This is a genomic window from Barnesiella sp. An22 (assembly GCF_963931395.1).
GTDB lineage: Bacteria > Bacteroidota > Bacteroidia > Bacteroidales > Barnesiellaceae > Barnesiella > Barnesiella merdigallinarum.
In genome coordinates this window covers 1,408,198-1,434,841 of sequence record NZ_OZ007014.1, presented here as the reverse complement: position 1 = coordinate 1,434,841, position 26,644 = coordinate 1,408,198, and the positions used below count along the sequence as shown (strand labels likewise).

Sequence of the window (26,644 nt, the reverse complement as noted above, 5' to 3'; positions counted from 1 at the left end):
CGAATTTTATGCCTTCGACCCCGTCCGAAAAACCATGCGTCGGAAACGCATAAAGGTGGGTAGGTTGGCCACCACAAAACAGCGCAGAGAATATGCCGCCGGGCTCATTGTCCGCCTCTATCAACAACTTATACGCGGGTGGAACCCCTGGGTGGATATAGTTACTAAAACAAACTTTTTGTTTGAAGATGCAGTCAAACGATATGTGGAGAACAACAACCAGATGTACAAAGATGGCATCTTCCGGAAAGAGACTTATATCAGCCACGAATCGATGATCCGAAAACTGGTCGGCTATAACGAAAGCCGAGATGTGCCCATCACATACCTCTATCAACTCGACAGACTATTCTGCAACGACTTCCTCGACTACATTCACCTCACACTCGGTAATTCTCCGCTATACCGTAACAACTGCCTGGTTTTCATTAAGGCATTTTGCACATTCTGCGTAGAGAAGGGGTTGATGAACGAAAACCCGGCGAAAGGGGTTAAGCCATACAAGCGCAACCTCATTGAGAAGCGGAGGAAGGTCATTCCACCGGCTATCGTCCGGCAGATAGGCGAGCACCTGCTTCGCCACGACAAACACTTCCTGCTGGCATGCTACCTGCTCTACTATTGTTGTGTGCGCCCTATCGAGCAGACAAGGTTGAAGCTGCAATACTTCAATCTGAAGGATTGTACTCTCACCATACCCGCTGAGGACAGCAAAAACAGGAGAACCCAAACGGTAACCCTACCCAAAAAGGTGATATTGCTCATGCTCGACTTGGGTGTGTTCAACAACCCGCCGCACTTCTACCTTTTCTCGAATGAACTCCTCCCTGGCAGTGTGCAAATAGACCGTCGGCTCATTACCATCAGGTGGTCGCGCCTGAAAAAGGAGTTGAAGCTCGACGACGACTACACCTTCTATTCGCTTAAGGATACAGGAATCACCGAGATGCTGGAGAAGAATCTCAGCAACATCTCGGTGAGAGACCAAGCCAGACACAGCTCGCTGGCCGTTACCGACATCTACACCCAGCGGAGGAAGAAGGCCGACAAGCACATCGTAGACCTCGATGGGGCTCTTTAGTCGGTTCGATAGAACGTTCCCTTCAAGAGCTGTGACATGCCGTATTCTGTGAATGTGGCCGTGATTTTTTCACAGATGTATGACTTTCCTTGAATGAAAAACAACCCCCTAACAGGCGGAATCTTGTTCGCCAAAAACTGGAAATTGTATTTTTTACAGCTGTCGATTGGAGTGTCGAAATAGGTAATGTCGCCAGCTGCTCTATTTAGTCGTATACTATAGTCTGTCTCAACATAAGTCCAGTCCTCATTTGTAGATATTTTGTCGATGATTGGCCTGGGGAGCAGCCCGTTAAAATAGTTCGTGCCGTCCCAGAATGCGACAAAAAGTTGGGAAAAATAGCCCGCGCTCTTTTCGTCCTCACCCGCTTCGAGCATCTCTATTGGGCGATATACAGAATTGTTCCCTGCCTCTGAGTCTCCATCGTCAAAGTTGAGATCCAGGAATATGCACTGTCCTTTGCTCGTCTCGGTGTCATCTATCCAGGCGGGCACAATCCCTATCTCGATACTGTTTCCCTCCTCATTTTTCCCAGAACGCTCACCGAACTGATTCACCGGCTGTAGGATATTGATTGCCAAATCGTAATCAGTCCCAGAAACTGGGTCGTGATAGCCTCCAGGAATAATCCGCAAAGCTCTAAAAACGAAATAGGTACCCAGATTCGCTGCGTATAAAATTTTGTTCAATTTTGAGTCTGGGAGGTAACTGGCGACTACACTCTGCTTCAGATTCTGATTGTCCGCAATTAACTCGTCCATTGTGTTATAACGTACAATCATCTCATCATGTCCTTCAATCAACCAGGGGCACGAGTAGAATTTCCACATTTCATGGTCACAATCGGAATATCTCAAGGTTGATTCACATCTGTATGAAGATTCACCCTCGGAGCTAACCTCTACTGTAAAATCATCGGAAACATCGTTAAGGGTTATCCAGGCATTAAAATCCGCATCTTTAGAGATGAAATGGAGTGTCACAGTCTTACCCCTATGGTCAATGTCGATAAATGCAGACAGGAAGTTCTCCAAATGTTCAAAGAACTCGGTTACGGTCCAGTGAGGAAGGGCTTTGGCTATTTGGGGCATATCCCAGGCATACGGAAGCGAATTGCAAACAATGAGATGACGATATTTCGATCTTTCCCATTCCCCGAAATCATAGCTATACCCCAGGGTCTCGCAAATTTGTTTTGCGATAAACAGTAAATACGGCTGGAACGACACCCCCTTGGTGTCCGGGTGCCATTTATAGGAGCCATTTTCATATACGACCTCATTCTGTATATTCCCCGAATAGTTGTTGACCCAGGGCAAAGCTATATACTTTGTCATGCGGTCGATGCTTCGCCAAAGCCATTCTGGAGGTGTATTACTCATAATCACATACTCAAATTCGCCCAAGTCGAGTTCATTGATGTATATTTCGTCGAAATCGCCGATGAAGTTTTGGGCGCTCATGCCTTCAAGGAATTGTCCCTTGATTTCAGACTGCGACACCTCGACAATAGCGAGAACCCCCATTTTATAGAAATTGGTATCCCGCAGTTCACAGGAAAAGTTCACTTTTTCAATATCGACATCTTTCCGATACAAATGCCCGAATATCGCCCGGTTCTGAGGGCAGTCGATTATTGGGAATGTAATAGACAACGTGTACTCATCAGCACCTGAGAATAACCGATTCTCAGAGATAAATTCAAAGGAGGTGCCTTTCTTCAAGACAGCCTCTTTACCATCTACAAATATTTTCATTTTCGGCGTGATTTAGGGGTTTTGTTCCTTATGAGACGATCGTATTCGTCCTGAGCTTTCTTGATTCCTCGGTCGCCGGTAACCGTGTTAACCGTGACAAACGGCTGGTCGAGACGGTCGTTCAGTTGCTTGATGGTCTCGTTGTATGAGTCAATCAGTGCGACAAGTTGGTGGTAGGGGACGCTCCCATCAGAAAATCCCACCGAGGTGTTAGTTGCAATTGGTGTGGTTCTGAAGCTACGAACCGTGCCGATTGTATTGGTACGCTGTGCATACTCGAGGGCATCGATGATGGGCCGGGTTACCGGCGACGTCACCAGTTTCTGGCTGGCGACCCACTCGCCGGCATGGACGATACCGGCCGGCTCGTTCACCGGACCGGGGCGAGTAAAACCGCCGACAGCATATCCTTGCGCCTCGGAGGCTTGCTGCTGCTTCTTGATTGCGGCTATCTGCACAGCCCCGGCGGCTACGGCCAAACCGGCGGCAATAGGGGCCATGATATACCCGACAAGCGGTATCGCGGCCGCCGAACCATAGGCTGCGATGGCGTTCTGTGCCGTTTGTGCGATGGCCTGGATTACCTGCATGGCAAACATCTTGCGGTTGGCCTCGTTCTTGGCCTTGGCAATCTCTTTCTCTTTGTCCTGCTCGAGCTTCTTGACCTTGTAGGTATTTCCTTCTGCCAGCGAAATCTCCTTGTCGTAGCGGTTCTCGATGGCTGCAGTCTCCATCTCCAAATTCGACTGAACGATTGAGGAGATTTGCGAGAAGATGGCCGACATTCCAGACATGATCATACCGAAAGAGTCGGTCACAGCCCTTCCGCCATCGCTTTGCAACCATTCGGCCAGTTCGGCGTTAGCCTTCTCCATGGCATTGAAACTCTCCTCCGTAGTTTCTTCGAGATACTGCTTTTTCAGGGCCTTTTCGGCGATGACCGATGCCTCGATGATTTTCTGCTTCTTGGCGGCATCGGAGCCGGCCGTCTCGAGCATCTTCTTCGTCAAGGTATCCAAAGCATCGATTTGCAGGCGGTACTGCTGTTCGCGCTTTTCGGCCGACATAAGCGATATCCCTTGGAAATACTCCTCGTAGAGTGCCTTCTGTCGGTTCTGCGTCTCTTTGAATTTCGCCAGTTTATCGGCCTGCAACTTCTCGGTGATTTGGGTCTCGATGTCGGCGCGCTCCTGACTCCCCTCGGCATACAGTTCTTTGAGCCGATTGAGATAGGCAATCTCCGACTCGAATTTCATCTGCTGGTAGGTTTTCTCCGAAACCTGCCCCCGCATGTAGCTATCGGTGAGTGCCACCTCGCGCTCGCGGCGTTCGGCTTCTATCTCCTCCTTGGCCGCATCGAACTGCGCCTTGTTGCGCTGGGTCACCTCCTTCTCGGTGAGTTTGTTCAATTCACCGGTGATTTCGGCAATCTCCTGCTCGGTGGCTTCGGTGTTCTGCAACTTTTTCAGCAGATACTGTTTGTCGAGTTCGGCCTTCTTCTCATTGTACTGGTTGTAATCGATGAGACCCGTGGCATAGCTGGCGAGAGTTTTCGACTGCTCGAGCGCCAGCCAGTCGTCCTCTGCCTGGAACTTGTTCTTTGCACTGCCCGTGCCTACGGCTGAGCCACCAGGTGTTCCGATAATAGCCCCATCTGTCCCTTGACTGGCAAATACAGCGGTAGAAGAAATTCCATACTCTTCGGCCAGCCTTTTGTTGGCAGCCTGGAGCTTAACAAGCCGATTGTTCGCCTCGGCGTATGCTTTCCAGGCGGCATCGGCGGCGGCCTTCTCGTTGTCTGAACTGGGAGCTACTCCTATGGTCACAAGATTCGACAAAAGGGCCGACTGATCCTGGGCGGAACCTCCGACCATCTCCGAAGGGCGAATCGTATTCTTGTCGATGTATTCGCTTCTTCGGTGTTCGGCCTGCTTGTATGCGGCATCTGTATCGGCAACATTTTTCTCCAGCTCCGGCATAGACTGTTCAATCTTGACTATCTCCTCCGAATTTTCTTTAATCAAGTCGGCGGCCGCCTTCGCCTTGGCATTCTTGAGAATCGATTGGGTTAGTTCGTCGTATTTGGATTTTGCCTCCCCCAGCATAATCTGCTCGGTTGACATCTTGGCAAAATAGTCGGGGTACATAGCCTGCAATCGCTTCGCGGCCTTGATTCTCTCGTCCTTGGAATTAGCCTCATTGACTGCTGCCTGGTAGAGGGCTTTCAGCTGGGCCAGCTCCGCCTTCGATGCCGAAGCGGCGGCCTCCGACACATCGGAGATACTGCGCTCAAACTCTCGCTCTGCCTTGGCAGCTTCAGCGGCTTCTTCCCGGGCCGATTTCATGCGCTCCCGATACGACAAAAGAGCCCCTGCTCCGGCAGCCAAAACACCCACCAACAGCCCCACAGGCGACATCTTGGTGGTTCTGTTGAAGGCTTTCATCACGACGTCGGCTTTGCGTACTTGGCCCTCCAATCTAAAATATGAATATCTGAGCAATAAAACGATACTCTTCCCTGTTGCCGCAATCGAATTTCCCACTTTCTGGGTGGCATTCCACAGCTTTTGAGCTACTGTTCCGGCCTTGACTGCCACCGTGTACCCGGCATAACCGGCAGCCAGCGAAATTATCAAGGTCCGATGCTCTTTCATAAAATCGACCGTCATTTTCAAGGCTCTCAACGCAGCTGAAGAACTGGTAATCGCATAGCGCATGACGGGGAGAAGGTCCTTACCAAGAGTAACCGAAATCTCATTGAACGATTTCTTCGCTTTGTCGAGTTGCGCCTGCACCGTATTGTTTTGGACGTTGAACTCTGTAATGGCCGAAGTGCCTTCGTCAAAGGCTTCCTGAGCCAGTTTTTGCTCTCTCCGAACCGATTCGATATTACCAGCCAATACCGACAACACACTGGCAGCACGGGCTCCATCGAGTTTCATTTCGTCGAACATGGGAGCCAAAGCCTGCATACCACCGGCCCGGCCCAGGGTGTCGAGAAAATAGAGCAGGGCCTCGTTCGCATCGTTTTTCACCATCTGAGCGAACTGCTGGATATTGATACCAGCGATTCGGGCCAACTTCTCCGGCTCCTTGTACATTTTCATAATTACGCCCTGTAATGCCGTTGCCGACATCTCAACCTGCTGGGCATTCTGGTCGAGTACCGAAGCATACCCCATGATTTGGGAGACTGTCATATCGGCCTGCTTGCCTACACCGGCCATGCGGTTCTCGAAATCGACCAGACAGGAGGCCGATGCGGTAGAATTTTGCGAGACTTCATTGATGGCAGCACCCACGGCCAGCATGGCTTTACCCATACCCATTCGGTCCGCATCGCCATAAATCGACGATAGCTTACCGATATCCCGGGTTGCCCCCTCTCCCAACTCATCGAGAGCTACGTTAATCACATCGGCTGCCCGCACATATTCGAGAACGGCGTCCTGCGATGTGATACCCAATTTACCGGCTTCTTGAGCCAGTTTGTTGAGCTGTTCGCGAGAAGAGCGGGTATCCATCGTTTTGAACGATTCGTTCAGTTTCTCTACCTCGTCCATGGTCATGCCCGTAAATTTACGAACGCTTGCCATCTCGCCCTCCATATCGGCATAGCTCTGGACCGCTTTTCTTCCCGACATAGTCAACCCGGAGATGGCTGCCATCGACATGGTAATGGCATTACCCCAGTCGAACATCTTTTGCGAGAACCGAGTCCACAGCGACTCCTGCTCTCTCATGGAGCTTTTCACCGAGTTCAGTTCCCGCTGTACCAGTTTTATTTTTTCGACCTGGGCATTCCAGGCGGCTGACCCTCGCTCGATATTGTTGAGCTGCCGACGCAAAGTGGAGAGGGTTTTCGACAACTCCTTGGGGGTGGCCCTGTCAAGTCGACGCATGACACTCTCGGCCTGCTGTACCGACGAGGTCATCTCTCTAATTTCGGCGTTTGCCTTCTTCAACTCCTTCTGTAGCTTGTTCATCTCTATTTTGTCGCCGCTGTTGCGGGCCTTGGCCAGTGCATTCTCGAGGTCCTCGGCCCGTTGCCGGAGAGCCTTCAACCGCTCCTCTGCATTCTTGCCATTTACCTCCAAAACGATAGAGGCAGATGTTTCATAATTGCTCATATTCGTTCATATTTTTCACGAATATGGGCACTCCAGGCGACCCAATAAAAGACACAAAAAGAGCCTCGGGGGAAGATTCCCCGAGGCTCCGACAAAAAGTCTATTCCGATAATCGACTTACGAGTGACGATGTTTCCTTTTGATAAAACGAATGAAACGGGTGCAAAGAGCAACTATCGCCGTTATCACGAAAGCTGCCACCACAATCCAATATATGTACCAGAATATAACGCTAACCGCCGTGAGTGCTCCAAGAGCCATAATTATCACGAACAAGAGCACAAATCCAAAGGCAATCAATATAGACATATTTCCTCCTTTTCTTCGAAGATAGTGAAAATTTTCGGCATTCGCAAGCCCATCACACAAATTTTTGAGGCTTCATCACCCAACCATGTCGCCCATCAGGATAATAGGCCGAGCGGAAACCGAGCGAGAGCATGGTCATCGCAACATCGTTGGGCACTAAATCGGCCATATCGTCCAGGTCGCGCAAAATATCGTCGGTGGTACGAACGACGGCCCCCTCGTCGGTGAGAGCGGCGGCCGGCACCCACTCCTGTAAATACTGTTCTACGAGGTTCTGCAACGAAACCTCCTTCTCTTGCTTATTCATGATTCTCTCCTTCCTTCGTTAGGTGAAACATTTCGATATATTCCTCGATCATCTCCTTGAATACGGGCACCTGGGACTCCCGGTCTAACCAAACGAGCGAGCGAGGGATAGCAGAAGATTCTACCTCTATCTCTACCGACGGTTCTTTCGCCGGCTCTTCGGCCGGGTAGCGGGTAATCCGAACAATCAGGTCGTCGTGAGTAAACTCAATCGTATGGGTTTTCATCGCTCACCTCCTTTCTCCGAGAACCGGGCCGTAATACCGGCCACACCCCGATAGGCGTAGGCTGCTAGTGCGAACGCCGGCAAGCCAGCAAAGGCTCGCCGGTGGCCAGGGTGAGCAACAAGATAAACAACGAAGCGACGAAACGGACGCTTCGCCACATTTCACGGCGGGTGAGTTTGACCTCGAGCTCCCGCTCAAAAAATCGGATTAGGTAATTTTCGAGGGCCGATGTTTTTCGCCCTTCCCTTGCCTGCGACACAGGCAATGCGACTGTTCTTTTCATTTTGCTAGACAATTAAATGAAACAATATGTTGAATGATGACGGGAAGGGAACAAAAAAAGTTCCGCTCCCCGTTGTCTAGCACCTGATACAGGCTGTGGGCGCATTAACGCTCCACACGGGACGGAACTATATGTACAGCCATGGGCATAAAAAATGCCAACGGCAAAGTTGGCGAACCTCGTCGCCTGTATCAAATGCTAGACACTACAAAGATGAGATATTTTTTTGAAACGAACAAGGAATAAGGAAAAAATAAAACGGCCCCGCTTTCCCGTTGACTTCCACCTGAAACAGGCAGTGGGCGCATTAACGCTCCACACGGGGGTCGGGGCCGTACTCTATACTACCGAACCGGCCGCCATTTCCTGTGTCGCCAAACAAACCATCTTGATGCGCCGAGCGCAAAAAAATGAACAGGAAAGACAGCCGATATTCGTAATGATATCCGATATCAAGTCGGAATCTATATTATTTTTTCTCTTTATACTGAGTTGCTTCTAATTCTTGTTGAATGGGCGCACTCTTCTCAGAGTCTTTCCCTTTATAGAACGGTTCCTTAACCTTCTCTTCCGCCTTTACTGCGGCTTCTTCATTTGTAGCAGACTCTTCCTTAATTCCCGACTCTTCATTTTCTACGGCCTCTATCCTTGCTTTTTCTTCCTCCGCTTTACGACCCATCTCGTCAAATTTTGTATAAAGGAAACCGGTTAATACCCCGTATATTACAATAGCAACAATTCCAAAATAGAACCGTCTAGTCATTATATACTGTTTCCATGGTAATTGTTGTATTAAGACCGGAGATACAAGAAGATACAAACACATAAACAAAATCAACAGCACGCCCAATCCCATTGTGTTACAAATGAGTAATGGAAGATTTATTTCATCATTCGCAATAAATATATTTACTATTCCAAACAAAAAAGTTATTGCAGTAGTAAATATAGCGATCAAATCAAATGCTTTTTTATCGGTATTTTTAATAGATGATTTAATCTTATCGATTTCCACCTTCTCCTTAGTAACCGCATATATCATTTTCTGCGATTTGTACTGCTGTTCATAAGAATCTGCACGCTTAGCCAACGCATCATAATTATCGTTATTAACAAATGGCGATGGCACAAACAAATTCAATTCATATTTTTCCGAATATACACAAGACTCTTCAAACGGCAGTTGATATGCAACAAAAGCATGTGATTTACACCATTTTATACATTCTTTATATAAGGAAATCAATCGTTCTAACTCCGAGAATTTATCCTCCATTAAATGATCATTGATATCTTCCATATCAATATGTCTCTGGATACAATCAATAATGGATTGAATAGCTTTCTCGTAAGGGTGAAAATTTCGTATAGAAGTCTCTGCCTGTATATCTTCAATAACTCTTAATTCCTCTTTTATTTCCTTCAGCTTAATATCTTTTTTTACCCGAGTAAGAAAAGAAAATCGACAATTATAAAGATAATTATATACAGAATCCCAGGAGAACTCATCACTAATTTTCTCCAGCTCACTTTTTCCATGCTTAGGATCACTCTTATATGCACCATATACTCTTTTAAACTCAGCAATAAGATTGTCCATCAACTTAATTTGATTTTCTCTCTTTAGAGAAGTCCTATACATCTCCATTTTGGAAACAAATGGAGCTATTCTAATATTATCTTTATCTGGAACAGGTCTCTTCTCAAATAAAGAATAATCGCCTATATCAAGATCATTAGTCGGAATTTTTTCTTCCTTGAAATTTGAAGTAACATATCTAAGAGGCTCTTTTCTCACTCTACGGAGTATATATGCCGTCTTTTGCAGTAATAATGTATATATTTCTTTTACTCCAACAGAGGTATTTTGAACCATCATCTCAATGGAACTTCTTAACTCCAAAATTTTATAAGCTTGACCTTCATCAATAAACAAATAATACTCTTGTTGGCATATAGGAATTGCAATATTGTAAAATGTCTCAAGTAACGATTGCCTATCTGTCTTCCGGAATAACCTTTTCAGCCAAACATTGCTATTTTCATAGTCCGCCTTTTTATATTTGCTCCTAACAAGAAAAAAGAATGATTCATAAGACGCTAACGCATTGAACAACGAAGCTCCTAAATAAAAGACTTCTAGCTGAATACGGTCTTTAAGTGTTGTAATTGGTCCTACTGGAGGATTAGGGATATCCGCTAATTCCTGTTTAAACTTATCTAATACTGTACCAAATTCTTCCTCTCTTATATACTCCCCGGAAAGAATTGATCGAGTAAGATGTATAAAACTAAATTCTATGAAATCTTGGATTCTATTATAAAAATCTTGACATGCTTCACTATCACTATAATCTATATGGCTCCACTTCTCATTACCAAACTCAGCCACATATTTTTCATAGCATTTCTTCAATTCCATTATTCCCCTCCAATTTAATCAGTAAGACTAAACCGTTTATTGGAATCCTTGCGAATTGAATCCTTTGGCATCTTAGCACTCAATTGTCCCATAAATTCTGCGAAATCCATTGCCCGATTCCAACTATCCCATCTATGAGTAATCGCTACCAGGTCGAAGGCGTTTAATTCGATAAGTTTTTCATTCTCTGCGCGAAGAGCATTAACGGCATTTCGTATATTTTCAAATTCAGAACCCGCATATTCTGAGGAGTTATCCTCTCCACCTTCCCGCCTTTTAATAATTTTATACTCAGCAACATATGAAGGCAATGTATTTGCTTGAATTACATTATATACATCACTCTCCACCGGGCCATAGGGCATGGCATAAAAGTTATCAAATATATCCAAAAGATCATCACCCTTATCTTTCTTAGGAGCTGCCGTCAAAAATAACAATTTCAAGGCGGTGAGTTTAGACAACGGTTTGCCCTTTATCGTTTTATGATCATCTCTCCACTCCTCAAAAAGTTGGAGCATATAGTCAAAAGCCTTTATTTTTTTTTGTGTTTTTTCTACTATCCCTATCATAATTCCTTTTTGTACTTTTATTATACGAGAACAATAATACGATGAAAAGGGTCACAAACTATGGCATTATAATAAAATTTATATTGCCCTTATATCTTTGTTGGACAGAGCAAATCATACTATTTAAGCTATAATAATTGTCATGTGTTTGTTGCAAATATAGATATTTTTATTTTTAGTTATATCATTATATTGATAATATAATAAGTAATGTTCCTTAATTTGTAAAATATACAGTAACAAAATTCAGAACCTTTACACAAAATCACACATAAAGTATCAAAGAGCGACCTTAATATAAATAACTAATATTCAGGCATAAACCGGCACTTTATCCTATTATTTTTTATCCTTCTCGAACAATTTTCCAGCCTTCAAAACTCTATTTCACTATAAAACAGTTTCTTAGGGATTCAAAAAGGGAATTTTTCCCTTTTTTTCAGTCAAACCTTCCCCCTACTGCCCTGCGGAACGAGAGAGCCTTCCCCCAGTCGCTGGTTCGGAATATGCCCAAAGGCTCCCTGCCGGGGTACGGTGCCAGCGAGGTGCTGGGGAGGGCGCCGCCGAACGGTAGAGAAGAAGGTGCGACCTTCTCGATGGGCGGTACCTCTCCTCTTACTTATACACAAAGCCGCCCACTTTCACAAGCAGACGGCTTCGGAGGGATACCCCTTTACACAAACTAAAAAACAACTATCAGAAATTCCAAAGGGTATAGCTAACCGAGACCCCGACAAAGGGCTGAAAGCCACGAGGGGTAAGGCCATAACCGGCACCGACCCCAAGGCTCCATCTCCGAGGTTTTTCGCGCACGGTGACAACCTGAGTCCTCGGATATAAGAAAATGCTGTCAAGGCTCGGCCGAAAACCTGAGACATAGGCGGTAAATGTGCTATCGCCATACACCTTCTGCGTGATGGGGATAGCCACCTCTATACTATCGGGCAGATAAACGGCTGGTGTCGAACGCGCGGAAACGAAACGCTTTTCGCCGACGGCTTCAGCCCGTGAGATTTCGGAGCCGGCTGCCTGACCAGCGAAACGGAAGAGAAGCGTGTCACCGGCTTCCGGCGAGAAGGACGAACTGTCGGCGGCATGTTGGCCGATGCCCTGGTAGAGGCTATCACTGCCAGCCAACGACATGCGTGCGGTGTCGGCTTTCAGAGAGGGGCCACCGGCGCGATGCCCATCGATGGAAGCGGACGGAAGCCGCACTACGACATATCTCACCACCTGGCTATCCCGAGGGACAGGAAGATAATAAGGAACCGTATCGAAGAAAGTGGCGGTATCTCTCTCTCGATCCAGTTCGAGAGTGGGTCCGATGGGGCGAAGCCAGCCCCATAGCGCCACAATGAGGAGAACCCCGACGAATATCCAAGGGAGAGCTTTCATGTGAGGCTATCGAGATAGTGAACAATCCCGGCGACATGTAAATCGACAATCGCCTTTTTGCCGGTGTCGCTCAACAGGAAATCGACCTCTTCACGATTGTCCTGGAACAGGTTCTCGGTGAGCACGGCCGGGCAAAGGGTGTGCTTCAAGATGTAGAGATGGCCCTCTTTGTCGGGATCTCCGTCTGTCTCATCTTTCCGGAGCTTGAAGCCGGCGGCGCCGGCCGCCTCGTACAGGCAAGAGGCCAGGTCGTCGGCTTTCGTGTTCCCGACACTCGTCCAAGCCTCCCAGCCTTTGGCCGAGAGCCATTCCCCACCCTGCCCGGCGGCATTGACGTGAACCGATATAAGGATCGCCTGTTTCCCGGCTTCCTGGTATAGCTTGTTTGCTCTCGATACTCGTTCTTTGAGAGGGATATCCTCCTGTTCAGGGACGAGCCGAGAGACATCGAGCCCCCTGGACTCCAACTCGGCCGCAATGCGGCGCACAATTTCTCGGGTGTAAGCATACTCCAGGAGACGCCCATCAGGCGAACATTTCCCAGCTGTTTCACGGCCGTGGCCGTTGTCGAGGATTATTTTCATAGCGGCATTATTTGTATTCGGGTAAAAGGTATTGAATATTCATGGCGGCATCGTGCAGAATGGGGCGAGCCTCGCTCTCGAGTGGGATATTATCGCTCGTAAACTCGACAAAGATACTCCCCACCCAGTCGTACTTATTGTCGTTGAGCCGCTTGATGATAGCGGCATGGCACCCACAAGACGACAGTAAAGCCTTCGCATATCTATCGTCGACCTGCTCGTCGATGTTAGAGATGTACATAAAGAGATTCTTGCTCATATCGGCGCTAAACCTTGCCACCTCTGCCATCTTCAGGCTGTGGATCTTGTCGCGCATTCCTTCCACGCCCTTGCGCTTCACCTCATAGTAAACCGATAGCATACACTCATTCCCCAAGGGGTGAGGCTGCACAATATAGACCCGGTCGGCCTTCAGTAGGTAGAGGATATTCCACAACTCGCCGAACACGATAGAGGAGCTATCGTTCCTGCGTTTGTATATCACCTCCTGCTCATTCTTGAAGGCTTCGATTTTCAGATCGGTAACCTTGTCCCGCGACTTCTGAGTCGACTTCATATAGATGCTTAACACCGTCGTGATGATGGTGCCTATTGCCGTGATGATGGCAGCCAAATATTCCATATATTTCCGTGTGTTTGATTTGCTTTCTCTTTGATTTCGCCGATTTGAACTATACTAAATTTTTTTTCTCAAAAATATGGACGAACGACGAATCGTAAAAAGACAAAAAGCCCCAGCTCTCACGAGCCAGGACCCCGCAAATTATATTGATCTGCCCATCGTCTTCGCCTACACTTTTTAATATGATAATGCAACCCCATTATATGGGGACTTCATTAGGCAGCAACGTGCTGCTTGTACAACATCATGTCAGTGTAGGTGGCATTGTAGTTCATGTGGGCATTGAACTCGGCTTTCGTACAACCGTCAAAAGGGTTCCCGACGCTCTTGTTTGTGCCTATCCATTCACACAATTCGAGTATAGAGGACTTGTTTGATGTGAAATAAACAAACGAATGGTCGGCGAGAATGGTCAAGACCTTGCGTTCGCACACATTGTATTTTTCGGCCAGCACAGCTACGATATAGGAGGTTTTCTCACCATTGGCCAGCAGCCGGGCATAATCGTTGTACAGCTCGATGTAGCACACGTCGTCGAGGCGTACACCAGCGGCTTGGCAGATTGTCAGCAATTCCCGATTCAATTTCAACAGTTCGATAACTTTCATTTCAACAAAAAAATAGTACATTTGCAATATCTCACTTACATACACATACAAAAACAGCCACAAGTGTAGTCTGGGTATTTGCCCCCGGCTACGCACTTGTGGCGTGTATGTGTTAATATGTAGGTGAGATGACTATTAACAGGCCGGGGCATTTTTTATCCCCGTCCTCTTTGGCTCCTGCAGAACCTTTACATGCCTATATTTTGCGGTTTTCGTTAAACTCCAGTTCTAATTCTCTTGCCTCTTTCTCTGGGAGTTCCTCCCAGCAAGACAAATCGGTCCCGTCAGGGGCTGAAACAGCCGGAGTAACCGTGATATACTCATCTGTTTTATATACCAACAAATATCCTTCTCTCGCTTTTTCCCGTATCATTTTTCAAGCTCCTATTACTTGCCAATTTTTATCCGTAGCTACTTTTATATCTTCCTCCGTAAGTTCATGAGTACCAGGATTATTGGTAATATTTATAATTCTCTGTGACTGACCGCTGAAATCCGGCAGTTGCTCGAATACTTCCATTATAGCTCCATATTCGAATTTAGATCCGTTGATATTTATATGAGCTCCTCCAGATTGGGAGCCAAACGGGGAATCTTTACTAAATTGCAATCCGTATATGGCCGAAACAGACGAACTAAATACATTCAATTTAGTTTCAGACGTCCCAAATGAAATGGACAGTTTCGGACAGTTGTTAAATCCGTTCGCATTTAATTTGGTCGCTTTCCTTCCAATGGTAGTGGGGAAATTTATCGCTTCCTGCAAATTTATGCACCCGGAAAAAGCGCTTACCAAATCATTTACATAATCAAACAATTCCCGATTCTCCGGGAATACGATCTTTCTTAAAGCGTTACACCCCGAGAACGTATACATCATACTTGTCCAAACTCGTTCCGAATCGGTCGGTAATATAACTTCGGTTACCACTATATTCTGCTCGAAGAGATTGGAAATCTCCAAAAAATTAAATCTTGACAAATCATATCTATAATTCAACAGATTGGGGGCATATATAAATGAAAATACAGCACCCCTGTATGCCTTTATATTTTTATAATTGAAAACATCGAAAGGGTATTGCCCCAACAATTTAGAGACTGTATTCCCGGGCAATTCGTCGAACGCTATATCCTCCGAATCATATCTTATCTCATGGAGATATACCGATCTGAGCGTATCCGCTTTAAGAATATGTTTTCCGATCACTCTGACATATTCTATCCAATTGACGGCCGTATTCTGTGCCCAATTCAATATCAGATAAGAGTATAAACCGTTTTTGTTTATCGAAACCGCCTTCACTTTCGAATTGGATTTCACATTATTATAGACAGGAGAAAGTTCTATGGCATTATAAACGGCATGGTCCTCTTTGACATACAAGTCCACGTGCCAGAACCTTTCGCCGTGAGAGTCAAAAGTCCCCGTTCCTTCTTTGAATTTATGCCTGCAGATATGATATCCAGGTTCCTCCCTGCCATTCAATATTTCCGTGGTACCGTCTCCCCAATCCACTTCGATTACTTGGTCATATATCCAGAATGTTAGGTCATAATCAGGGTCTTCCCCTGTCGTATATGCAATCAACCATACATGGGACCGAGGGGTTAATTCCAAATCAGGCCATTCTGGATCCACACGATACGGCGGTCTCGATCTATATGAGGTAATAGCTGGAACGACTACGGAATTATTTATTCTGGGGACTTCTGGTACTACGACAGATTCTTTCACGGCAGTAGCCTCCGGTACGATTACTCGCTCATGAGCTACTGTACAGTTGTATGGTTCCATACATTATACAATTTTGATATTTGTAGCTTCTTTCTTCCCGTACGGGCAATATCCTTTTTCGAAATCAGAATCCTCCTGGAGGAAACGTCGCTCTACGATGAGAATCCCCCGTCGGAATGTATTCGGTTCGAAGATGCCGAACAGCTTGCCATCACGGAAGATGCAATTTTCGCGCTCATCTCCATGCTGCGAGATGATGCACGACTTCCCGGCTTCGTCTCGATAGATGAATAGAAAGTTAACGCTCTCGGGGGATATTGGGTGCCCCTCCAGGTCGCTGAAGGTGAGCTCAAATTTTATCCCTTCCCATGAATATTTTTCCTCCATTTCTGTCATATTTCATATATAATAAGTATCTTTGTCATAGCCCGATGGATATATCTTTGGGCAGTCGTAAGTGAAAAGTCCTTGTGTAGGCCCGACGGAAAAGTCTTTGGGCCTTTTTTCATATATTCTCCTTCAGCCTTTTCCCTTTTTCAAAAGTGAATGAAAAACCAACGCCATCGGCTGTATCATTGCTGACAACTCGAAGTGAAAATCTGGCGATATTTGAAATCCGAGTTCTCCCGTCGAATACAGCCAGGCCAAACTGGCGAACGACAATCTGTTCTCGAGAGTCATCATACGGGGTCTCTGTAAAGATGAACTCTTGCTTATATCGACCATAGTGAACAATGATATTCGGGAAATTGTCTTCCACGACTTGTTTTCCTATTTCATCAGGCGAGTTTGAAATCAGGGTTGCGGCTCCAGGCATATAGGGCCATCGGTAAAATTGGAATCGTGATTTTGGGTTATTCACATTCTGCGGGATTCGCCAGCCCGCCACTCTTCGGTATCCTTTTTTGTCAACATTCCTATCCCTCGTAGAGACATGGCGCATCAGGCGAATTTCAAACGTCGAGGCGTCCACCCCAGCCGGGAGGTACTCTACCGGATACAGGACAAGATTCCCATCTTCTATTTTCAGCGTGATGTCGATGTATGGTGATGCCACTCCGATAGGGCCTGAATTTTGGCTGCCAATCAAGGAAGCCATATCGTCAAGAATAAGCCCGAGACTGTCGGGAGTGATGCTGTTCGCTTCGGTTTCTGCACGGAGTGCTTTGATTTTCGCTTTGATTTCGTCGATTTGAGCCATAGTATTTCTGTTTTTCCTCAAAAATATGGACGAACGACGAATCGTAAAAAGACAAAAAAGCCCCGACTTTCACAAGCCGGGACTTCACGAGTTGTATGTAGGTTATTGGCTATTTTACGGGCTTCATCAACCAACCATGTCGCCCATCAGGATAATAGGCCGAGCGAAAACCGAGCGAGAGCATGGTCATCGCAACATCGTTGGCCACTAAATCGGCCATATCGTCCAGGTCGCGCAAAATATCGTCGGTGGTACGAACGACGGCCCCCTCGTCGGTGAGAGCGGCGGCCGGCACCCACTCCTGTAAATACTGTTCTACGAGGTTCTGCAACGAAACCTCCTTCTCTTGCTTATTCATGATTCTCTCCTTCCTTCGTTAAGTGAAACATTTCGATATATTCCTCGATCATCTCCTTAAATACGGGCATCTGGGACTCTCGGTCTAACCAAACGAGCGAGCGAGGGAGAGCAGAAGATTCTACCTCTATCTCTACCGACGGTTCTTTCGCCGGCTCTTCGGCCGGGTAGCGGGTAATCCGAACAATCAGGTCGTCGTTGGTGAACTTTATCGTGTGAACTTTCATCGCTCACCTCCTTTCTCCGAGAACCGGGCCGTAATACCGGCCACTCCCCGATAGGCGTAGGCTGCCAGTGCGAGCGCCGGCAAGGCCAGCAATGGCTCGCCGGTGGCCAGGGTGAGCAACAAGATAAACAACGAAGCGACGAAACGGACGCTTCGCCACATTTCACGGCGGGAGAGTTTGACCTCGAGCTCCCGCTCAAAAAATCGGATTAGGTAATTTTCGAGGGCCGATGTTTTTCGCCCTTCCCTTGCCTGCGATACAGGCATTGCAACTGGATTCTTCATTTTTGTAGGACATTAAAATGAAACAATATATTTTGAAAGACGGGAAGGGAACAAAAAAGGTTCCGCTTTCCCGTTGTCCTACACCTTGAGAAAGGCAGTGGGCGCATTAACGCTCCACACGGGGGTCGGAACCTATGCTTATATAGCTAAGCTATGGGCATAAAAAATGCCCGCAACAAAACTAATTGGCGAGCCATCTCGCCTTTCTCAAAATGTAGGACAATACAAATATGGGGGTTCTTTTCGAGAAAAGCAATAGAAAGCACAAAAAAAGCATCGGATTTTGTCCGATGCTTTTTAGGAGTAAATCTTGTATTATCTAACAATCTTAAGAATTTGACAGAGTTCGTGCCAATTGCATCGAATCAATTATAGGGAGCGGGTACTTCGAAAGATTCGTCCCAGCCGTTTTAACAACTAAGATACCTCGCATGGTACCAATTGCCACATTAATAAGATAAGGCATGATATATGTAATCGTGATGCTATCATTATCTTCTATAGTAACGAATTGAGCTAGGTTACTCACTTCAAATTCAAAGCGATATACACACTCAAGAAGTTCATCTTCCTTCAATTCGTACTTGACACCGAATATTAGAGCAATCTTATTATTCTCCACTTCGGGTTGAATCTGGCTAGAGAAACCAAGTTTTATATTTTCGGGAAGCACCTCTTCAGTAATCTTGCCCAGTGACATCATAAAACTCACTTCATTTACAGAAGTAAGTCTCATTTGAATATTTACATTACTCTCTGCCATAATGAATTAGTTTTCGTATGAAATAACACATGAGTTAATTTTGCTATTAGTATAGCTATTGTCAGAAACCTCCATCAAACTGTTACAAGAAGGCATTGACATAAAGATATACTTAGTTTTCGATTCTCGGCGAACCTCAACGATAGGCTCCCCGAGAACTGCTGAAATCTTAGCAAGAGTCGCAGTTGTAAAACCATGAGTTCCTGTTAGCCATCTTGAGATTTCTGAATCACGTTTACCCATGCGAGAAGCAAACTCGTGCTGAGTCATGTTCTTGGCCTTAATAAGGTCATAAATTCTGTTTGCAATGTCAATGTTGAGATTTACCTCCGCCATCACCTCAGGAGCAACATTTGCAACACATTGTTCAAATAGTGGGTTCTTCTTCATAATTATACTTAAATGGTGATAGTTTCAATTATCGGTTTCATTTTAGCGAAGTCATAGTATCCAACATGGGCTTTTTTGGATTCAACAAAAATCTGACGTTCAATCTGCCTGAGTTGGTTTACTATACCGAGTAGAGCCGGATCTTCTTGAAAAGTCTTAGTTTTCTTTATGCCTCCATTCCCTATAACAAGTATCTTATCCGATATCCGAATACAATATAATCGCAACGTCCCAATAGACCGACTTCTACGGCAAATACAGAGTGGTATGGCTTTAATTTTTCCTCCTTCCAACCTAAATAGGTTGTCTCTCGCACCACAATCATCAGCCATTTTCTTAATAGTACTAATGATAGCATCGAAATCTTGTTTCAGTTGAGGATAAGATAGATCTTTATTGTTATACATGAATTTCTCGAACTCGGTCATAGTCTCCCCATCAAATTTTGGAGAATAAATACTAATATTCTCAGACTCTATTACCAGTTCAAGTTTTCCCATATAATTATACAACGATTGGGAGTGCAAATATATAGTAAGATATCGCGTTTTCCAAACAAACTTAACAAAAAAGTGAATTTTTTAGGGTTTATCAGATGTTCGGTGCAAAGAATAATTTACATGCCTTTACAGACGTGCAACACCTCACGGCTCGGGGGTATCGTACTCAAAACTCTCGAGAGAGACGTCCTCGTCCAACTCTTCCCAGCGTATTCCCATCGCGTCGATACTGTATTTCTCCCGCTGTGAGTCGCTCGCATGAAGGAGCCGAGGATACCACCGCAACGACTGCCATAAGGTTTTACCTTCAGCCGTGAGGATATAAATCCTATCATTCTCAAACCATAATTTTTTCACTTCCATACTATAACAAATTTATCTCACCTATGTTCGATAAGTGAGATAAATCTAAGATATACATTTATATCCTGCAAATTTCCGAGCTGTTTTTTGAGGCACAATCACAAAGGGTGATTCTTATAAAATTCGGTGGACTCTTTCATACGCTTTTCGTCGAAAATATCGGACATGACACCGATAAACTCACGGCCTATGTTATCGGCAATAAATTCACGCATCTTAAATACCGAAGCATAATATTTCCAGGAGAACCATCGGCGACGCTCTCTTACTTTCTTCCGTCCCTCTTGCCCAGGATATATATTCCCGGGATTTCCCCGCCAGACTTCCTTTCCGGTTCCATAGTCCTGCCATAAACCATACTCCAGGAATTGCTGGATAAGAGTTACCTCTATGAAACGGCCGTCGGCCCGCACAGGAAGAGATGTCACCGAATCGAGAAGGGCCCCGGTATCTATAACCCCCATATCGACAATCTTCTCTTTCCAGATATCGATCATCGTCCCGTTAAACCCGCCGACAAATTTGGCCCGTTCTTCAAGAGCTTTTTCTTCAGTTATGTTATTCCCATTCATCGTCGTTGACTCTTAAATCGGTGTATGTACTCACGGATATGTTGAAAAAGGAGCAGGCACAGCCAGAAAAGAAATATTTGTCTATCTCGCTGAATCGGATTTTCTGGTCGATGAAGATACGGTTCTCGGCGAGGCGCGTACTCTCGAGAATCAGCTTCGACATGAACTGCCGAAAAATTTCCCGTTGCAAGTCGAAGGCCTCCATGCGGGCCTTCATATCGTCGATTTTATGCCGCACGGCGAAGAATACCGTTTTTGTCCGAACGGTATGCGGGCTATTGGTCAAATCGGTAGAGCCTGAGGAGATATCACTCACGCACACGAAGGCGGTGGTGTTTTGCATATTGGCGAGAGCTTCCTCGAAGCCTTCGAGGCTACTGACCAGGCAAAAGCGAAAACCGTGCTTCCGCGCGAGTTTGTTGCTCTCGGTCAACCGCCGGAAAAAGTCGGCAGCGTCCCAGTTGAATGACTTACTTTCCATATTTCCGTTGCATTTCTTCGTATTCTCTTGCCTGGGCGTCGAGCTCTGCAAGCGCCCTCCAGGTATCCATATCGAGAACCTCCTTCTCCTTGGTTATATCTCCCTTGGTCAAGGCTCGAATGGTGGCATTCATGGCGTCCTGCAACCGCTTCCCAAGCGGGGCACCCTGTGAGAGCAGGTCGTCAGTTGAGACCTCGTCGGCCGGTTGAAAGAAGTAGGGAAACTGTTGCGCCAGCATCTCCTTGAGTGAGGCAAACCAATAGAATATCGAGAGCTTCTCGGCGGTGTTGGTCTTGATATTTTTAGCACTATATAGAATCTCGGCCATCTCATTGAGCAACTCCTGTTTCTGCGTCGCCAGGTAGCCCTGGTATAGGTTATCGCAATAGATGTATTTCCGCAAGGGAACCCCCTCGAAATCGCGAGGCAGCGCCTTATGCCTGCCTATGTGCGAGATTCGCACCGGGTATCGTGGATAACCATCGATCCAATCGAGCGCGTGCACGGCATCGGCAATCATTTCGCTGCTCATTTTGAAGGTCTCGCCCCGGTGCTTCACCATGTATTCATGCTCACCGCATTGGCTCAGCACCTGCATTTTCGCCCAAGCAAAGAAACAATAGGTTCGAATCTGCACAATCGACAGATTGTCGCTGTACAGGTTGTAGAGGTAGTAAAGCTGGCGGTCGGTTAGCTCTGCCCAGTTGTGTGGTAAATAAATCGCAACAATATTCATAGCTATATATAATTAAAAAAAATGTCAAAACCAGAATCCTGAGCTTTCCTTCTCGTTGTAGAACACTGGCGGATCGAATAGCTCGGCCGTCTTCGAGCTGTGCCACTCGGGATATTTGTCGGGATTGCTTCGTATGAAATTCACCACATCGGTGAGTGCCCGATTGTCGAGCTTCCCGCTCTCTATCGCCCGGGCGATGATGCGACGTACCCGCCCCCCAAGCAGGGCATATTCAGAGCCTTTCTCGAAGGGAGCCAATCGCAGCCGCTCCATCAGCTCGGGCGAGACGAACTCGTCGGCTACCTCATTCTCGATAGGTGCGGCCAGGTTACGGATTCGCAGATATTCATTCCAGAACTGCTTTTCGGGGTCGGCGAGCCCAGCCAGGTGGGTCTCCAGGGGTAGGAACAGAGACGAGGCGAACTCCTTCCCTTGTGGGGTATCGGCATAACCCTCTATTGAGGCCAGCTCTATCACCATGGTCGAGGCTGCCTTGTCGCGCATACGTGCCAGCGAGAAGAGCAGCCGCTCGATACGCTCTTTCGAGGCCGGTACGACATTCTGGTTGTTCACGATGCCGAAGCCGTTAGGCGTGAGCACGAGGTCGAGCGATGGCACAGCCATACGAAATGCCTCGTTGGCCACATAGACCGACGCGGCATTCCGCAGGGTGTCGGTCATCTGCATGGGCTGGGCCATTCTATCGGGGCCGAGGAATATGTTGCAGAGCGAAGCCTCTGCTATCACCATGTTTGGCTCTATCTTCTCGTAGAGAGTATCTTCGCCATCTACCGTGATCAGGACGTTCGGAATGAAACGCCGCAAGTCTTCATCATTCAGGATTATCATAGGGAGGCGTATTAGTGGTTACAGTTTTTGCATCGGTTTTTTCGTCGAGTGTCGTGAGCATGATGAAGGGGCAGTCGGGGAATGCCCCCTTCCACCCGTTAAAGCGAATGACCAGCTTGTGCACCGTAAAGAGCAAATCGTGATAGGGCTTCTGCAATGCCTGGGCGATTGTGTAGAGCTCGCGCTTGTCGCTCCCGCTGTTGTTGGTCTGAGCTTTTCCGGGCACAGAACCGACCAGGTTGGAATGCACCCGCATAGTGAAACATATCATGTTCACGGCCTCGATGATATCAGAGGCCCAATCGCCTCCCTCCTTGTCAGTCTCTATCTTGTTGATGACCACGTCGTGCACCACGTCGCCATTTGGATTGGTGTAGAACTGCGAGAACCAGGCCTTGCCGCTGTTTTCGACACCGGTGAGGAAGTCGAGTATCTTCTTTTTCTCCTCGACTACCCTCGCCTGCCGTTTGGCTCGGTCTGTGATGCCTTCAGCCCGGAATACTCCCTCCCAGTATTTGTCGGAAATTTCGATGTGGTATTTGATGGGGGCTGAGTTTTTGAGTTTGGCCTCCTTGGCCAGACCAATAAGCCGCTTGATGTTGTACCACCGTCCCCGGAAAAGTGAGGCATAATAGGGTATCGGATAATAGGTATTATCGGGAGTAGGCACCTTGGTGAGCACGGCAAATTTGCGGGTGGTGGTGCGCATACGGGTCTGTCCGTCGTCGCCGGGCATTCGGCCCATTCGCACCATCAGGTCGTAGAGAGGAGCATTCAGGTCGAGCAGCTCGATGTCCTCTACCTGTTTCGCCATAGGTTTGCTGTTTCTCCAATTCGCGTAATAGAGTTTATCGATTCGGCCATTGGCATCAGCCACGCCCAAACGGCAGTAGCAGGCTTCTTTGCGAATCAGCCTCAAAATCTTCGAACCGTCACCGTTGAGAATTATCACGTTGACGCAGAATGCAAAGTATTTCAAATCCTGGCATACGCCCAAGAAGCTCGCCGGTATGTTATTGCCCACGAAGAAGTTGTCTATCTCCTCCTTTACGTCGTCGGTGCAAACATCGGCGTTGTAGAGCAGCCCCGACCCGTAGCAGATTTCAGCATTGAACATCTGGCAGGTAGAGAGTGTCTCGTCTCGTTCTATCATCTCGAGAATATAGTATGGCATCTGGTCGTCGGCACCCCAGGGCATATACATGTGGTTGTCGTCAATGGGCACGGGAGATATTTCTCCCGACTCTCGAAATTCGGTCTTGCTCAATTCCGACGAGAATAGGGCCTTCGCCTGAAGGCCTGGTATATCGTCGATGCTGGTGTAATTTATGGGGTCGTAGTCGTTCATAAGAAAACGGTTAAGTTGTTAATTTCGAATATGCAAACATCGCGCACGGTGCGAATCTCCCGGCTATCGAGCAGCTTCACGCGGCGTATTCCCTTGTAGAAGTCATAGCGCAGAGAAATGCAGTTGTGCCAGTGCTGGATCTGGCCGGATTTTGTCCAAAGAGTTATATCGACGGGATCACCAGCCTTGAGCATTTCCCGCATGGTATTGATGTGAATAGAACGTGCCATAGACAACACTATTTAAACTGGAATTCAAACTGCTGCGAAAAAGAGCCTTCTGTTTTCCTCTTGGTTGAATTTATCCTGGGATAGACATCGGCATATTTCCAGGTAAATTTCACTTTGTTTAGCTCTGTGTTCGAGTTACTGATTTCGCAAGTAGATTCAGTGATAAGGACCTCTGTCATCTCATTGATAGAATCGGCGTCGGAGTCGAACATCTTCACGAGAGGCGAGAAAAGGAATTGCTCCACCCAGTCCTTCACCGGGGAAGAAAGAGCTGAAGTTTGGACCTCATATTTTTTTTCGATTGTCCGGTCGTAGAATGTCTCCCGGCGGTTGATTACAGCCGAATCTCTCTCGACAGTTGTCTTTGCGGTGGTAATCCCCTGAATTTCGAAAAGCTCGAACACATTGAAAGCGTTGAGAAAAATCATCTGGGTGAGATTCTTCCGATCAGTGACGTAATAGGTAATATTCCGAGGCCCGACCGACACCGAGAAGGAGAGGAGCTTTATCTCTTTGCCCGGATATGATTCTTGAATTTTATGTACATAAGCCTGGGCAGATACATGGATATTATGCAGTGCAATATCCTTTTCCTCTATCTCCTCATTTGCCCAGTCCATCGTTGCGAGAATCCCATCGACATAGAATACAACATGATGGCGAATAGTGATATCCTCACCTTTCTTTGAAATGAAAGAGACCAGATCGTATGCCGACGAAGATATTTGTTTCGCGGACAACGTAGTCAGAAAATTTCCCTCGATAAACGGCTGGGCATAATCGTCCATAAAATAGTTGGAAAAGATCGCCACAAAATCACGACGAAAAGGGTTCTCTGGGCGTTCTGGACTCTCTCGAAGAGAAAAAGATGCAAATGAAAGCTGATTCTCAATAAGGTATTGCTCCATTACTTGCCCTAAATCGGACAAATAAATAAGACCATTTTCGTTTGCACAAAGGTAGACAGAGAATATCGATTGTTCACCTGCCCAAAGTTCGATGCGCTCCCAGCCCTGGTCAGAAACCAGTTCAAGATCCGGGAATGCCGAGGTGAAAATAATATCACTAAACCAAGTATTGAGTCTTACTATCATACGCCTTCTATTTGTGTCCAAAAATAGGAGTATGCGGCAGTACTCAAAAAGACAAAAAAGCCCCGACTCTCACGAGCCGGGACTCCGTAAATTGTATGTAGGTTATTGGCTATTTTACGGGCTTCATCAACCAACCATGTCGCCCATCAGGATAATAGGCCGAGCGAAAACCGAACGAGAGCATGGTCATCGCGACATCGTTGGGCACTAAATCGGCCATATCGTCCAGGTCGCGCAAAATATCGTCGGTGGTACGAACGACGGCCCCCTCGTCGGTGAGAGCGGCGGCCGGCACCCACTCCTGTAAATACTGTTCTACGAGGTTCTGCAACGAAACCTCCTTCTCTTGCTTATTCATGATTCTCTCCTTCCTTCGTTAGGTGAAACATTTCGATATATTCCTCGATCATCTCCTTGAATACGGGCACCTGGGACTCTCGGTCTAACCAAACGAGCGAGCGAGGGAGAGCAGAAGATTCTACCTCTATCTCTACCGACGGTTCTTTCGCCGGCTCTTCGGCCGGGTAACGGGTAATCCGAACAATCAGGTCGTCGTTGGTGAACTTTATCGTGTGAACTTTCATCGCTCACCTCCTTTCTCTGCCGAGAACCGGGCCGTAATACCGGCCACTCCCAGATAGGCGTAGGCTGTCAGTGCGAGCGCCGGCAAGGCCAGCAAAGGCTCGCCTGTGGCCAGGGCGAACAACAAGATAAACAACGAAGCGACGAAACGGACGCTTCGCCACATTTCACGGCGGGTGAGTTTGACCTCGAGCTCCCGCTCAAAAAACCGGATTAGATAATTTTCGAACGCGTAGGTTCTGCGTTCGACGCGCGACGGGGAGACTGTTCCCCGAATCGCGATGGATTTGTTTGTGTCCATAAGCTCTTGTGATTTGGCGTTTATAGGCAGAAAAACGGCTGCCATGTCCCGTTGTTCGCCAAAACACAAGAGCTCTTCCGTAGGGAAAAATTCAACCGGGATAGACAGCCGTCATTTCGTATAACATGCCATACTGCTATGGCGATGATGGACACAAAAATGGCCCAATTTCGTATTGAGCCGTTAACCGAGACCCTACCGGAGAGCATACGCTCTTGTGATTTGGCACTACAAATATGGGGGTTCTTTTCGACACTACCAAATATTTCCCATAAAAAAGCCCCGACTCTCACGAGCCAGGACTTCGCAAGTCATTGAATTTATGAATCGAA

31 protein-coding genes and 2 pseudogenes are annotated in these 26,644 nt (G+C 46.9%); 1 reads left to right on the top strand and 32 read right to left on the bottom strand.

From position 1 onward, the window contains the following. Nucleotides 1-178: 178 nt before the first annotated feature. The gene (locus ABGT88_RS05815) at nucleotides 179-1,081 is read left to right on the top strand and encodes a tyrosine-type recombinase/integrase (RefSeq protein ID WP_346700955.1); all 903 of its coding nucleotides are present in this window, start codon (nucleotides 179-181) and stop codon (nucleotides 1,079-1,081) included. Here ABGT88_RS05815 and ABGT88_RS05810 read toward each other — a convergent pair. From ABGT88_RS05810 to ABGT88_RS05655, 32 genes and pseudogenes are all read right to left on the bottom strand, one after another. Next, entirely contained in the window at nucleotides 1,078-2,838 is a 1,761-nt protein-coding gene (locus ABGT88_RS05810) for a hypothetical protein (RefSeq protein WP_346700953.1), read from the bottom strand. The two genes, ABGT88_RS05815 and ABGT88_RS05810, sit on opposite strands and share 4 nt — an antisense overlap. Further along, a complete protein-coding gene (locus tag ABGT88_RS05805; RefSeq protein ID WP_346700950.1) occupies nucleotides 2,835-6,968 on the bottom strand; it encodes a phage tail tape measure protein in 4,134 nt (1,377 codons plus the stop codon). Before ABGT88_RS05805 ends, ABGT88_RS05810 begins: the two co-directional genes overlap by 4 nt. 361 nt (nucleotides 6,969-7,329) lie before the next feature. Beyond that, the gene (locus tag ABGT88_RS05800; RefSeq protein WP_346700948.1) at nucleotides 7,330-7,584 is read right to left on the bottom strand and encodes a hypothetical protein; all 255 of its coding nucleotides are present in this window, start codon (nucleotides 7,582-7,584) and stop codon (nucleotides 7,330-7,332) included. Further along, entirely contained in the window at nucleotides 7,577-7,810 is a 234-nt protein-coding gene (locus ABGT88_RS05795) for a hypothetical protein (protein ID WP_346700946.1), read from the bottom strand. Before ABGT88_RS05795 ends, ABGT88_RS05800 begins: the two co-directional genes overlap by 8 nt. A 64-nt stretch (nucleotides 7,811-7,874) precedes the next feature. Continuing rightward, nucleotides 7,875-8,093 carry a hypothetical protein gene (locus ABGT88_RS05790; RefSeq protein ID WP_346700945.1) on the bottom strand — a complete coding sequence of 73 codons (219 nt, stop codon included), beginning with the start codon at nucleotides 8,091-8,093 and terminating at the stop codon, nucleotides 7,875-7,877. Nucleotides 8,094-8,562: 469 nt separating this feature from the next. Next, complete coding sequence (locus ABGT88_RS05785; RefSeq protein ID WP_346700944.1) at nucleotides 8,563-10,515, bottom strand: hypothetical protein; 1,953 nt, start codon at nucleotides 10,513-10,515, stop codon at nucleotides 8,563-8,565. A 14-nt stretch (nucleotides 10,516-10,529) separates the two neighbouring features. After that, nucleotides 10,530-11,087: a type II toxin-antitoxin system antitoxin SocA domain-containing protein gene (locus tag ABGT88_RS05780; protein WP_346700943.1), complete on the bottom strand. Its 558-nt coding sequence runs from the start codon at nucleotides 11,085-11,087 to the stop codon at nucleotides 10,530-10,532. 696 nt (nucleotides 11,088-11,783) lie between these two features. After that, nucleotides 11,784-12,482 carry a DUF6808 domain-containing protein gene (locus tag ABGT88_RS05775; protein WP_346700942.1) on the bottom strand — a complete coding sequence of 233 codons (699 nt, stop codon included), beginning with the start codon at nucleotides 12,480-12,482 and terminating at the stop codon, nucleotides 11,784-11,786. Continuing rightward, on the bottom strand, nucleotides 12,479-13,066 hold the full coding sequence (locus ABGT88_RS05770; RefSeq protein ID WP_346700941.1) for an N-acetylmuramoyl-L-alanine amidase: 588 nt from the start codon (nucleotides 13,064-13,066) through the stop codon (nucleotides 12,479-12,481). The genes ABGT88_RS05775 and ABGT88_RS05770 overlap by 4 nt, the downstream gene beginning before the upstream one ends. 7 nt (nucleotides 13,067-13,073) lie before the next feature. Continuing rightward, on the bottom strand, nucleotides 13,074-13,688 hold the full coding sequence (locus ABGT88_RS05765; RefSeq protein WP_346700940.1) for a hypothetical protein: 615 nt from the start codon (nucleotides 13,686-13,688) through the stop codon (nucleotides 13,074-13,076). 215 nt (nucleotides 13,689-13,903) lie between these two features. Continuing rightward, nucleotides 13,904-14,107: pseudogene (locus tag ABGT88_RS05760) on the bottom strand (DNA adenine methylase); the annotation flags it as partial. Continuing rightward, nucleotides 14,093-14,296 (bottom strand): annotated as a pseudogene (locus tag ABGT88_RS05755) (hypothetical protein); the annotation flags it as partial. The pseudogenes ABGT88_RS05755 and ABGT88_RS05760, both read right to left, overlap by 15 nt. Nucleotides 14,297-14,672: 376 nt before the next feature. Further along, nucleotides 14,673-16,094, bottom strand: coding sequence for a hypothetical protein (locus ABGT88_RS05750; protein ID WP_346700939.1), 1,422 nt, complete (start codon nucleotides 16,092-16,094; stop codon nucleotides 14,673-14,675). A 3-nt stretch (nucleotides 16,095-16,097) separates the two neighbouring features. Continuing rightward, nucleotides 16,098-16,430 (bottom strand): hypothetical protein, encoded by a 333-nt coding sequence (locus ABGT88_RS05745; RefSeq protein WP_346700938.1) that lies wholly within the window; start codon nucleotides 16,428-16,430, stop codon nucleotides 16,098-16,100. A 109-nt stretch (nucleotides 16,431-16,539) separates the two neighbouring features. Continuing rightward, the gene (locus ABGT88_RS05740; RefSeq protein WP_346700937.1) at nucleotides 16,540-17,235 is read right to left on the bottom strand and encodes a hypothetical protein; all 696 of its coding nucleotides are present in this window, start codon (nucleotides 17,233-17,235) and stop codon (nucleotides 16,540-16,542) included. A gap of 109 nt (nucleotides 17,236-17,344) precedes the next feature. Continuing rightward, on the bottom strand, nucleotides 17,345-17,593 hold the full coding sequence (locus tag ABGT88_RS05735) for a hypothetical protein (protein ID WP_346700936.1): 249 nt from the start codon (nucleotides 17,591-17,593) through the stop codon (nucleotides 17,345-17,347). Next, nucleotides 17,586-17,819 carry a hypothetical protein gene (locus ABGT88_RS05730; RefSeq protein ID WP_346700935.1) on the bottom strand — a complete coding sequence of 78 codons (234 nt, stop codon included), beginning with the start codon at nucleotides 17,817-17,819 and terminating at the stop codon, nucleotides 17,586-17,588. The genes ABGT88_RS05735 and ABGT88_RS05730 overlap by 8 nt, the downstream gene beginning before the upstream one ends. Then, nucleotides 17,816-18,103, bottom strand: a complete 288-nt coding sequence (locus ABGT88_RS05725; RefSeq protein WP_346700934.1) for a hypothetical protein — start codon at nucleotides 18,101-18,103, stop codon at nucleotides 17,816-17,818. Before ABGT88_RS05725 ends, ABGT88_RS05730 begins: the two co-directional genes overlap by 4 nt. Before the next feature lie 328 nt (nucleotides 18,104-18,431). Continuing rightward, nucleotides 18,432-18,866, bottom strand: a complete 435-nt coding sequence (locus ABGT88_RS05720; protein WP_346700933.1) for a hypothetical protein — start codon at nucleotides 18,864-18,866, stop codon at nucleotides 18,432-18,434. A 6-nt stretch (nucleotides 18,867-18,872) separates the two neighbouring features. After that, on the bottom strand, nucleotides 18,873-19,256 hold the full coding sequence (locus ABGT88_RS05715; RefSeq protein WP_346700932.1) for a helix-turn-helix transcriptional regulator: 384 nt from the start codon (nucleotides 19,254-19,256) through the stop codon (nucleotides 18,873-18,875). Between the two features lie 8 nt (nucleotides 19,257-19,264). Continuing rightward, the gene (locus tag ABGT88_RS05710; RefSeq protein ID WP_298663035.1) at nucleotides 19,265-19,756 is read right to left on the bottom strand and encodes a hypothetical protein; all 492 of its coding nucleotides are present in this window, start codon (nucleotides 19,754-19,756) and stop codon (nucleotides 19,265-19,267) included. Between the two features lie 144 nt (nucleotides 19,757-19,900). After that, nucleotides 19,901-20,119: a DUF2442 domain-containing protein gene (locus ABGT88_RS05705; protein WP_346700931.1), complete on the bottom strand. Its 219-nt coding sequence runs from the start codon at nucleotides 20,117-20,119 to the stop codon at nucleotides 19,901-19,903. 98 nt (nucleotides 20,120-20,217) lie between these two features. Then, on the bottom strand, nucleotides 20,218-20,691 hold the full coding sequence (locus ABGT88_RS05700; RefSeq protein ID WP_087424608.1) for a hypothetical protein: 474 nt from the start codon (nucleotides 20,689-20,691) through the stop codon (nucleotides 20,218-20,220). Further along, entirely contained in the window at nucleotides 20,678-21,172 is a 495-nt protein-coding gene (locus ABGT88_RS05695; RefSeq protein ID WP_346700929.1) for a hypothetical protein, read from the bottom strand. Before ABGT88_RS05695 ends, ABGT88_RS05700 begins: the two co-directional genes overlap by 14 nt. Beyond that, the gene (locus ABGT88_RS05690) at nucleotides 21,162-21,908 is read right to left on the bottom strand and encodes a hypothetical protein (protein ID WP_346700927.1); all 747 of its coding nucleotides are present in this window, start codon (nucleotides 21,906-21,908) and stop codon (nucleotides 21,162-21,164) included. Before ABGT88_RS05690 ends, ABGT88_RS05695 begins: the two co-directional genes overlap by 11 nt. Nucleotides 21,909-21,932: 24 nt before the next feature. Beyond that, nucleotides 21,933-22,757, bottom strand: coding sequence for a DUF6712 family protein (locus tag ABGT88_RS05685; protein WP_346700925.1), 825 nt, complete (start codon nucleotides 22,755-22,757; stop codon nucleotides 21,933-21,935). After that, nucleotides 22,741-24,105, bottom strand: coding sequence for a hypothetical protein (locus tag ABGT88_RS05680; RefSeq protein WP_346700923.1), 1,365 nt, complete (start codon nucleotides 24,103-24,105; stop codon nucleotides 22,741-22,743). The genes ABGT88_RS05685 and ABGT88_RS05680 overlap by 17 nt, the downstream gene beginning before the upstream one ends. Further along, on the bottom strand, nucleotides 24,102-24,335 hold the full coding sequence (locus ABGT88_RS05675) for a hypothetical protein (protein WP_346700921.1): 234 nt from the start codon (nucleotides 24,333-24,335) through the stop codon (nucleotides 24,102-24,104). Before ABGT88_RS05675 ends, ABGT88_RS05680 begins: the two co-directional genes overlap by 4 nt. An 8-nt stretch (nucleotides 24,336-24,343) precedes the next feature. Continuing rightward, nucleotides 24,344-25,429 (bottom strand): hypothetical protein, encoded by a 1,086-nt coding sequence (locus ABGT88_RS05670; RefSeq protein ID WP_346700919.1) that lies wholly within the window; start codon nucleotides 25,427-25,429, stop codon nucleotides 24,344-24,346. Between the two features lie 109 nt (nucleotides 25,430-25,538). After that, nucleotides 25,539-25,787 carry a hypothetical protein gene (locus ABGT88_RS05665; RefSeq protein ID WP_346700917.1) on the bottom strand — a complete coding sequence of 83 codons (249 nt, stop codon included), beginning with the start codon at nucleotides 25,785-25,787 and terminating at the stop codon, nucleotides 25,539-25,541. Beyond that, nucleotides 25,780-26,013 carry a hypothetical protein gene (locus ABGT88_RS05660; protein ID WP_087425022.1) on the bottom strand — a complete coding sequence of 78 codons (234 nt, stop codon included), beginning with the start codon at nucleotides 26,011-26,013 and terminating at the stop codon, nucleotides 25,780-25,782. Before ABGT88_RS05660 ends, ABGT88_RS05665 begins: the two co-directional genes overlap by 8 nt. Next, nucleotides 26,010-26,312: a hypothetical protein gene (locus ABGT88_RS05655; protein ID WP_346700914.1), complete on the bottom strand. Its 303-nt coding sequence runs from the start codon at nucleotides 26,310-26,312 to the stop codon at nucleotides 26,010-26,012. Before ABGT88_RS05655 ends, ABGT88_RS05660 begins: the two co-directional genes overlap by 4 nt. Between the last annotated feature and the right edge of the window lie 332 nt (nucleotides 26,313-26,644).

Coding starts and splice junctions, on each gene's coding strand:
- ABGT88_RS05810 (WP_346700953.1), bottom strand. CDS start 2,838: ATGAAAATATTTGTAGATGGTAAAGAGGCTGTCTTGAAGAAAGGCACC.
- ABGT88_RS05805 (WP_346700950.1), bottom strand. CDS start 6,968: ATGAGCAATTATGAAACATCTGCCTCTATCGTTTTGGAGGTAAATGGC.
- ABGT88_RS05800 (WP_346700948.1), bottom strand. CDS start 7,584: ATGAATAAGCAAGAGAAGGAGGTTTCGTTGCAGAACCTCGTAGAACAG.
- ABGT88_RS05795 (WP_346700946.1), bottom strand. CDS start 7,810: ATGAAAACCCATACGATTGAGTTTACTCACGACGACCTGATTGTTCGG.
- ABGT88_RS05790 (WP_346700945.1), bottom strand. CDS start 8,093: ATGAAAAGAACAGTCGCATTGCCTGTGTCGCAGGCAAGGGAAGGGCGA.
- ABGT88_RS05785 (WP_346700944.1), bottom strand. CDS start 10,515: ATGGAATTGAAGAAATGCTATGAAAAATATGTGGCTGAGTTTGGTAAT.
- ABGT88_RS05780 (WP_346700943.1), bottom strand. CDS start 11,087: ATGATAGGGATAGTAGAAAAAACACAAAAAAAAATAAAGGCTTTTGAC.
- ABGT88_RS05775 (WP_346700942.1), bottom strand. CDS start 12,482: ATGAAAGCTCTCCCTTGGATATTCGTCGGGGTTCTCCTCATTGTGGCG.
- ABGT88_RS05770 (WP_346700941.1), bottom strand. CDS start 13,066: ATGAAAATAATCCTCGACAACGGCCACGGCCGTGAAACAGCTGGGAAA.
- ABGT88_RS05765 (WP_346700940.1), bottom strand. CDS start 13,688: ATGGAATATTTGGCTGCCATCATCACGGCAATAGGCACCATCATCACG.
- ABGT88_RS05750 (WP_346700939.1), bottom strand. CDS start 16,094: ATGGAACCATACAACTGTACAGTAGCTCATGAGCGAGTAATCGTACCG.
- ABGT88_RS05745 (WP_346700938.1), bottom strand. CDS start 16,430: ATGACAGAAATGGAGGAAAAATATTCATGGGAAGGGATAAAATTTGAG.
- ABGT88_RS05740 (WP_346700937.1), bottom strand. CDS start 17,235: ATGGCTCAAATCGACGAAATCAAAGCGAAAATCAAAGCACTCCGTGCA.
- ABGT88_RS05735 (WP_346700936.1), bottom strand. CDS start 17,593: ATGAATAAGCAAGAGAAGGAGGTTTCGTTGCAGAACCTCGTAGAACAG.
- ABGT88_RS05730 (WP_346700935.1), bottom strand. CDS start 17,819: ATGAAAGTTCACACGATAAAGTTCACCAACGACGACCTGATTGTTCGG.
- ABGT88_RS05725 (WP_346700934.1), bottom strand. CDS start 18,103: ATGAAGAATCCAGTTGCAATGCCTGTATCGCAGGCAAGGGAAGGGCGA.
- ABGT88_RS05720 (WP_346700933.1), bottom strand. CDS start 18,866: ATGGCAGAGAGTAATGTAAATATTCAAATGAGACTTACTTCTGTAAAT.
- ABGT88_RS05715 (WP_346700932.1), bottom strand. CDS start 19,256: ATGAAGAAGAACCCACTATTTGAACAATGTGTTGCAAATGTTGCTCCT.
- ABGT88_RS05710 (WP_298663035.1), bottom strand. CDS start 19,756: ATGGGAAAACTTGAACTGGTAATAGAGTCTGAGAATATTAGTATTTAT.
- ABGT88_RS05705 (WP_346700931.1), bottom strand. CDS start 20,119: ATGGAAGTGAAAAAATTATGGTTTGAGAATGATAGGATTTATATCCTC.
- ABGT88_RS05700 (WP_087424608.1), bottom strand. CDS start 20,691: ATGAATGGGAATAACATAACTGAAGAAAAAGCTCTTGAAGAACGGGCC.
- ABGT88_RS05695 (WP_346700929.1), bottom strand. CDS start 21,172: ATGGAAAGTAAGTCATTCAACTGGGACGCTGCCGACTTTTTCCGGCGG.
- ABGT88_RS05690 (WP_346700927.1), bottom strand. CDS start 21,908: ATGAATATTGTTGCGATTTATTTACCACACAACTGGGCAGAGCTAACC.
- ABGT88_RS05685 (WP_346700925.1), bottom strand. CDS start 22,757: ATGATAATCCTGAATGATGAAGACTTGCGGCGTTTCATTCCGAACGTC.
- ABGT88_RS05680 (WP_346700923.1), bottom strand. CDS start 24,105: ATGAACGACTACGACCCCATAAATTACACCAGCATCGACGATATACCA.
- ABGT88_RS05675 (WP_346700921.1), bottom strand. CDS start 24,335: ATGGCACGTTCTATTCACATCAATACCATGCGGGAAATGCTCAAGGCT.
- ABGT88_RS05670 (WP_346700919.1), bottom strand. CDS start 25,429: ATGATAGTAAGACTCAATACTTGGTTTAGTGATATTATTTTCACCTCG.
- ABGT88_RS05665 (WP_346700917.1), bottom strand. CDS start 25,787: ATGAATAAGCAAGAGAAGGAGGTTTCGTTGCAGAACCTCGTAGAACAG.
- ABGT88_RS05660 (WP_087425022.1), bottom strand. CDS start 26,013: ATGAAAGTTCACACGATAAAGTTCACCAACGACGACCTGATTGTTCGG.
- ABGT88_RS05655 (WP_346700914.1), bottom strand. CDS start 26,312: ATGGACACAAACAAATCCATCGCGATTCGGGGAACAGTCTCCCCGTCG.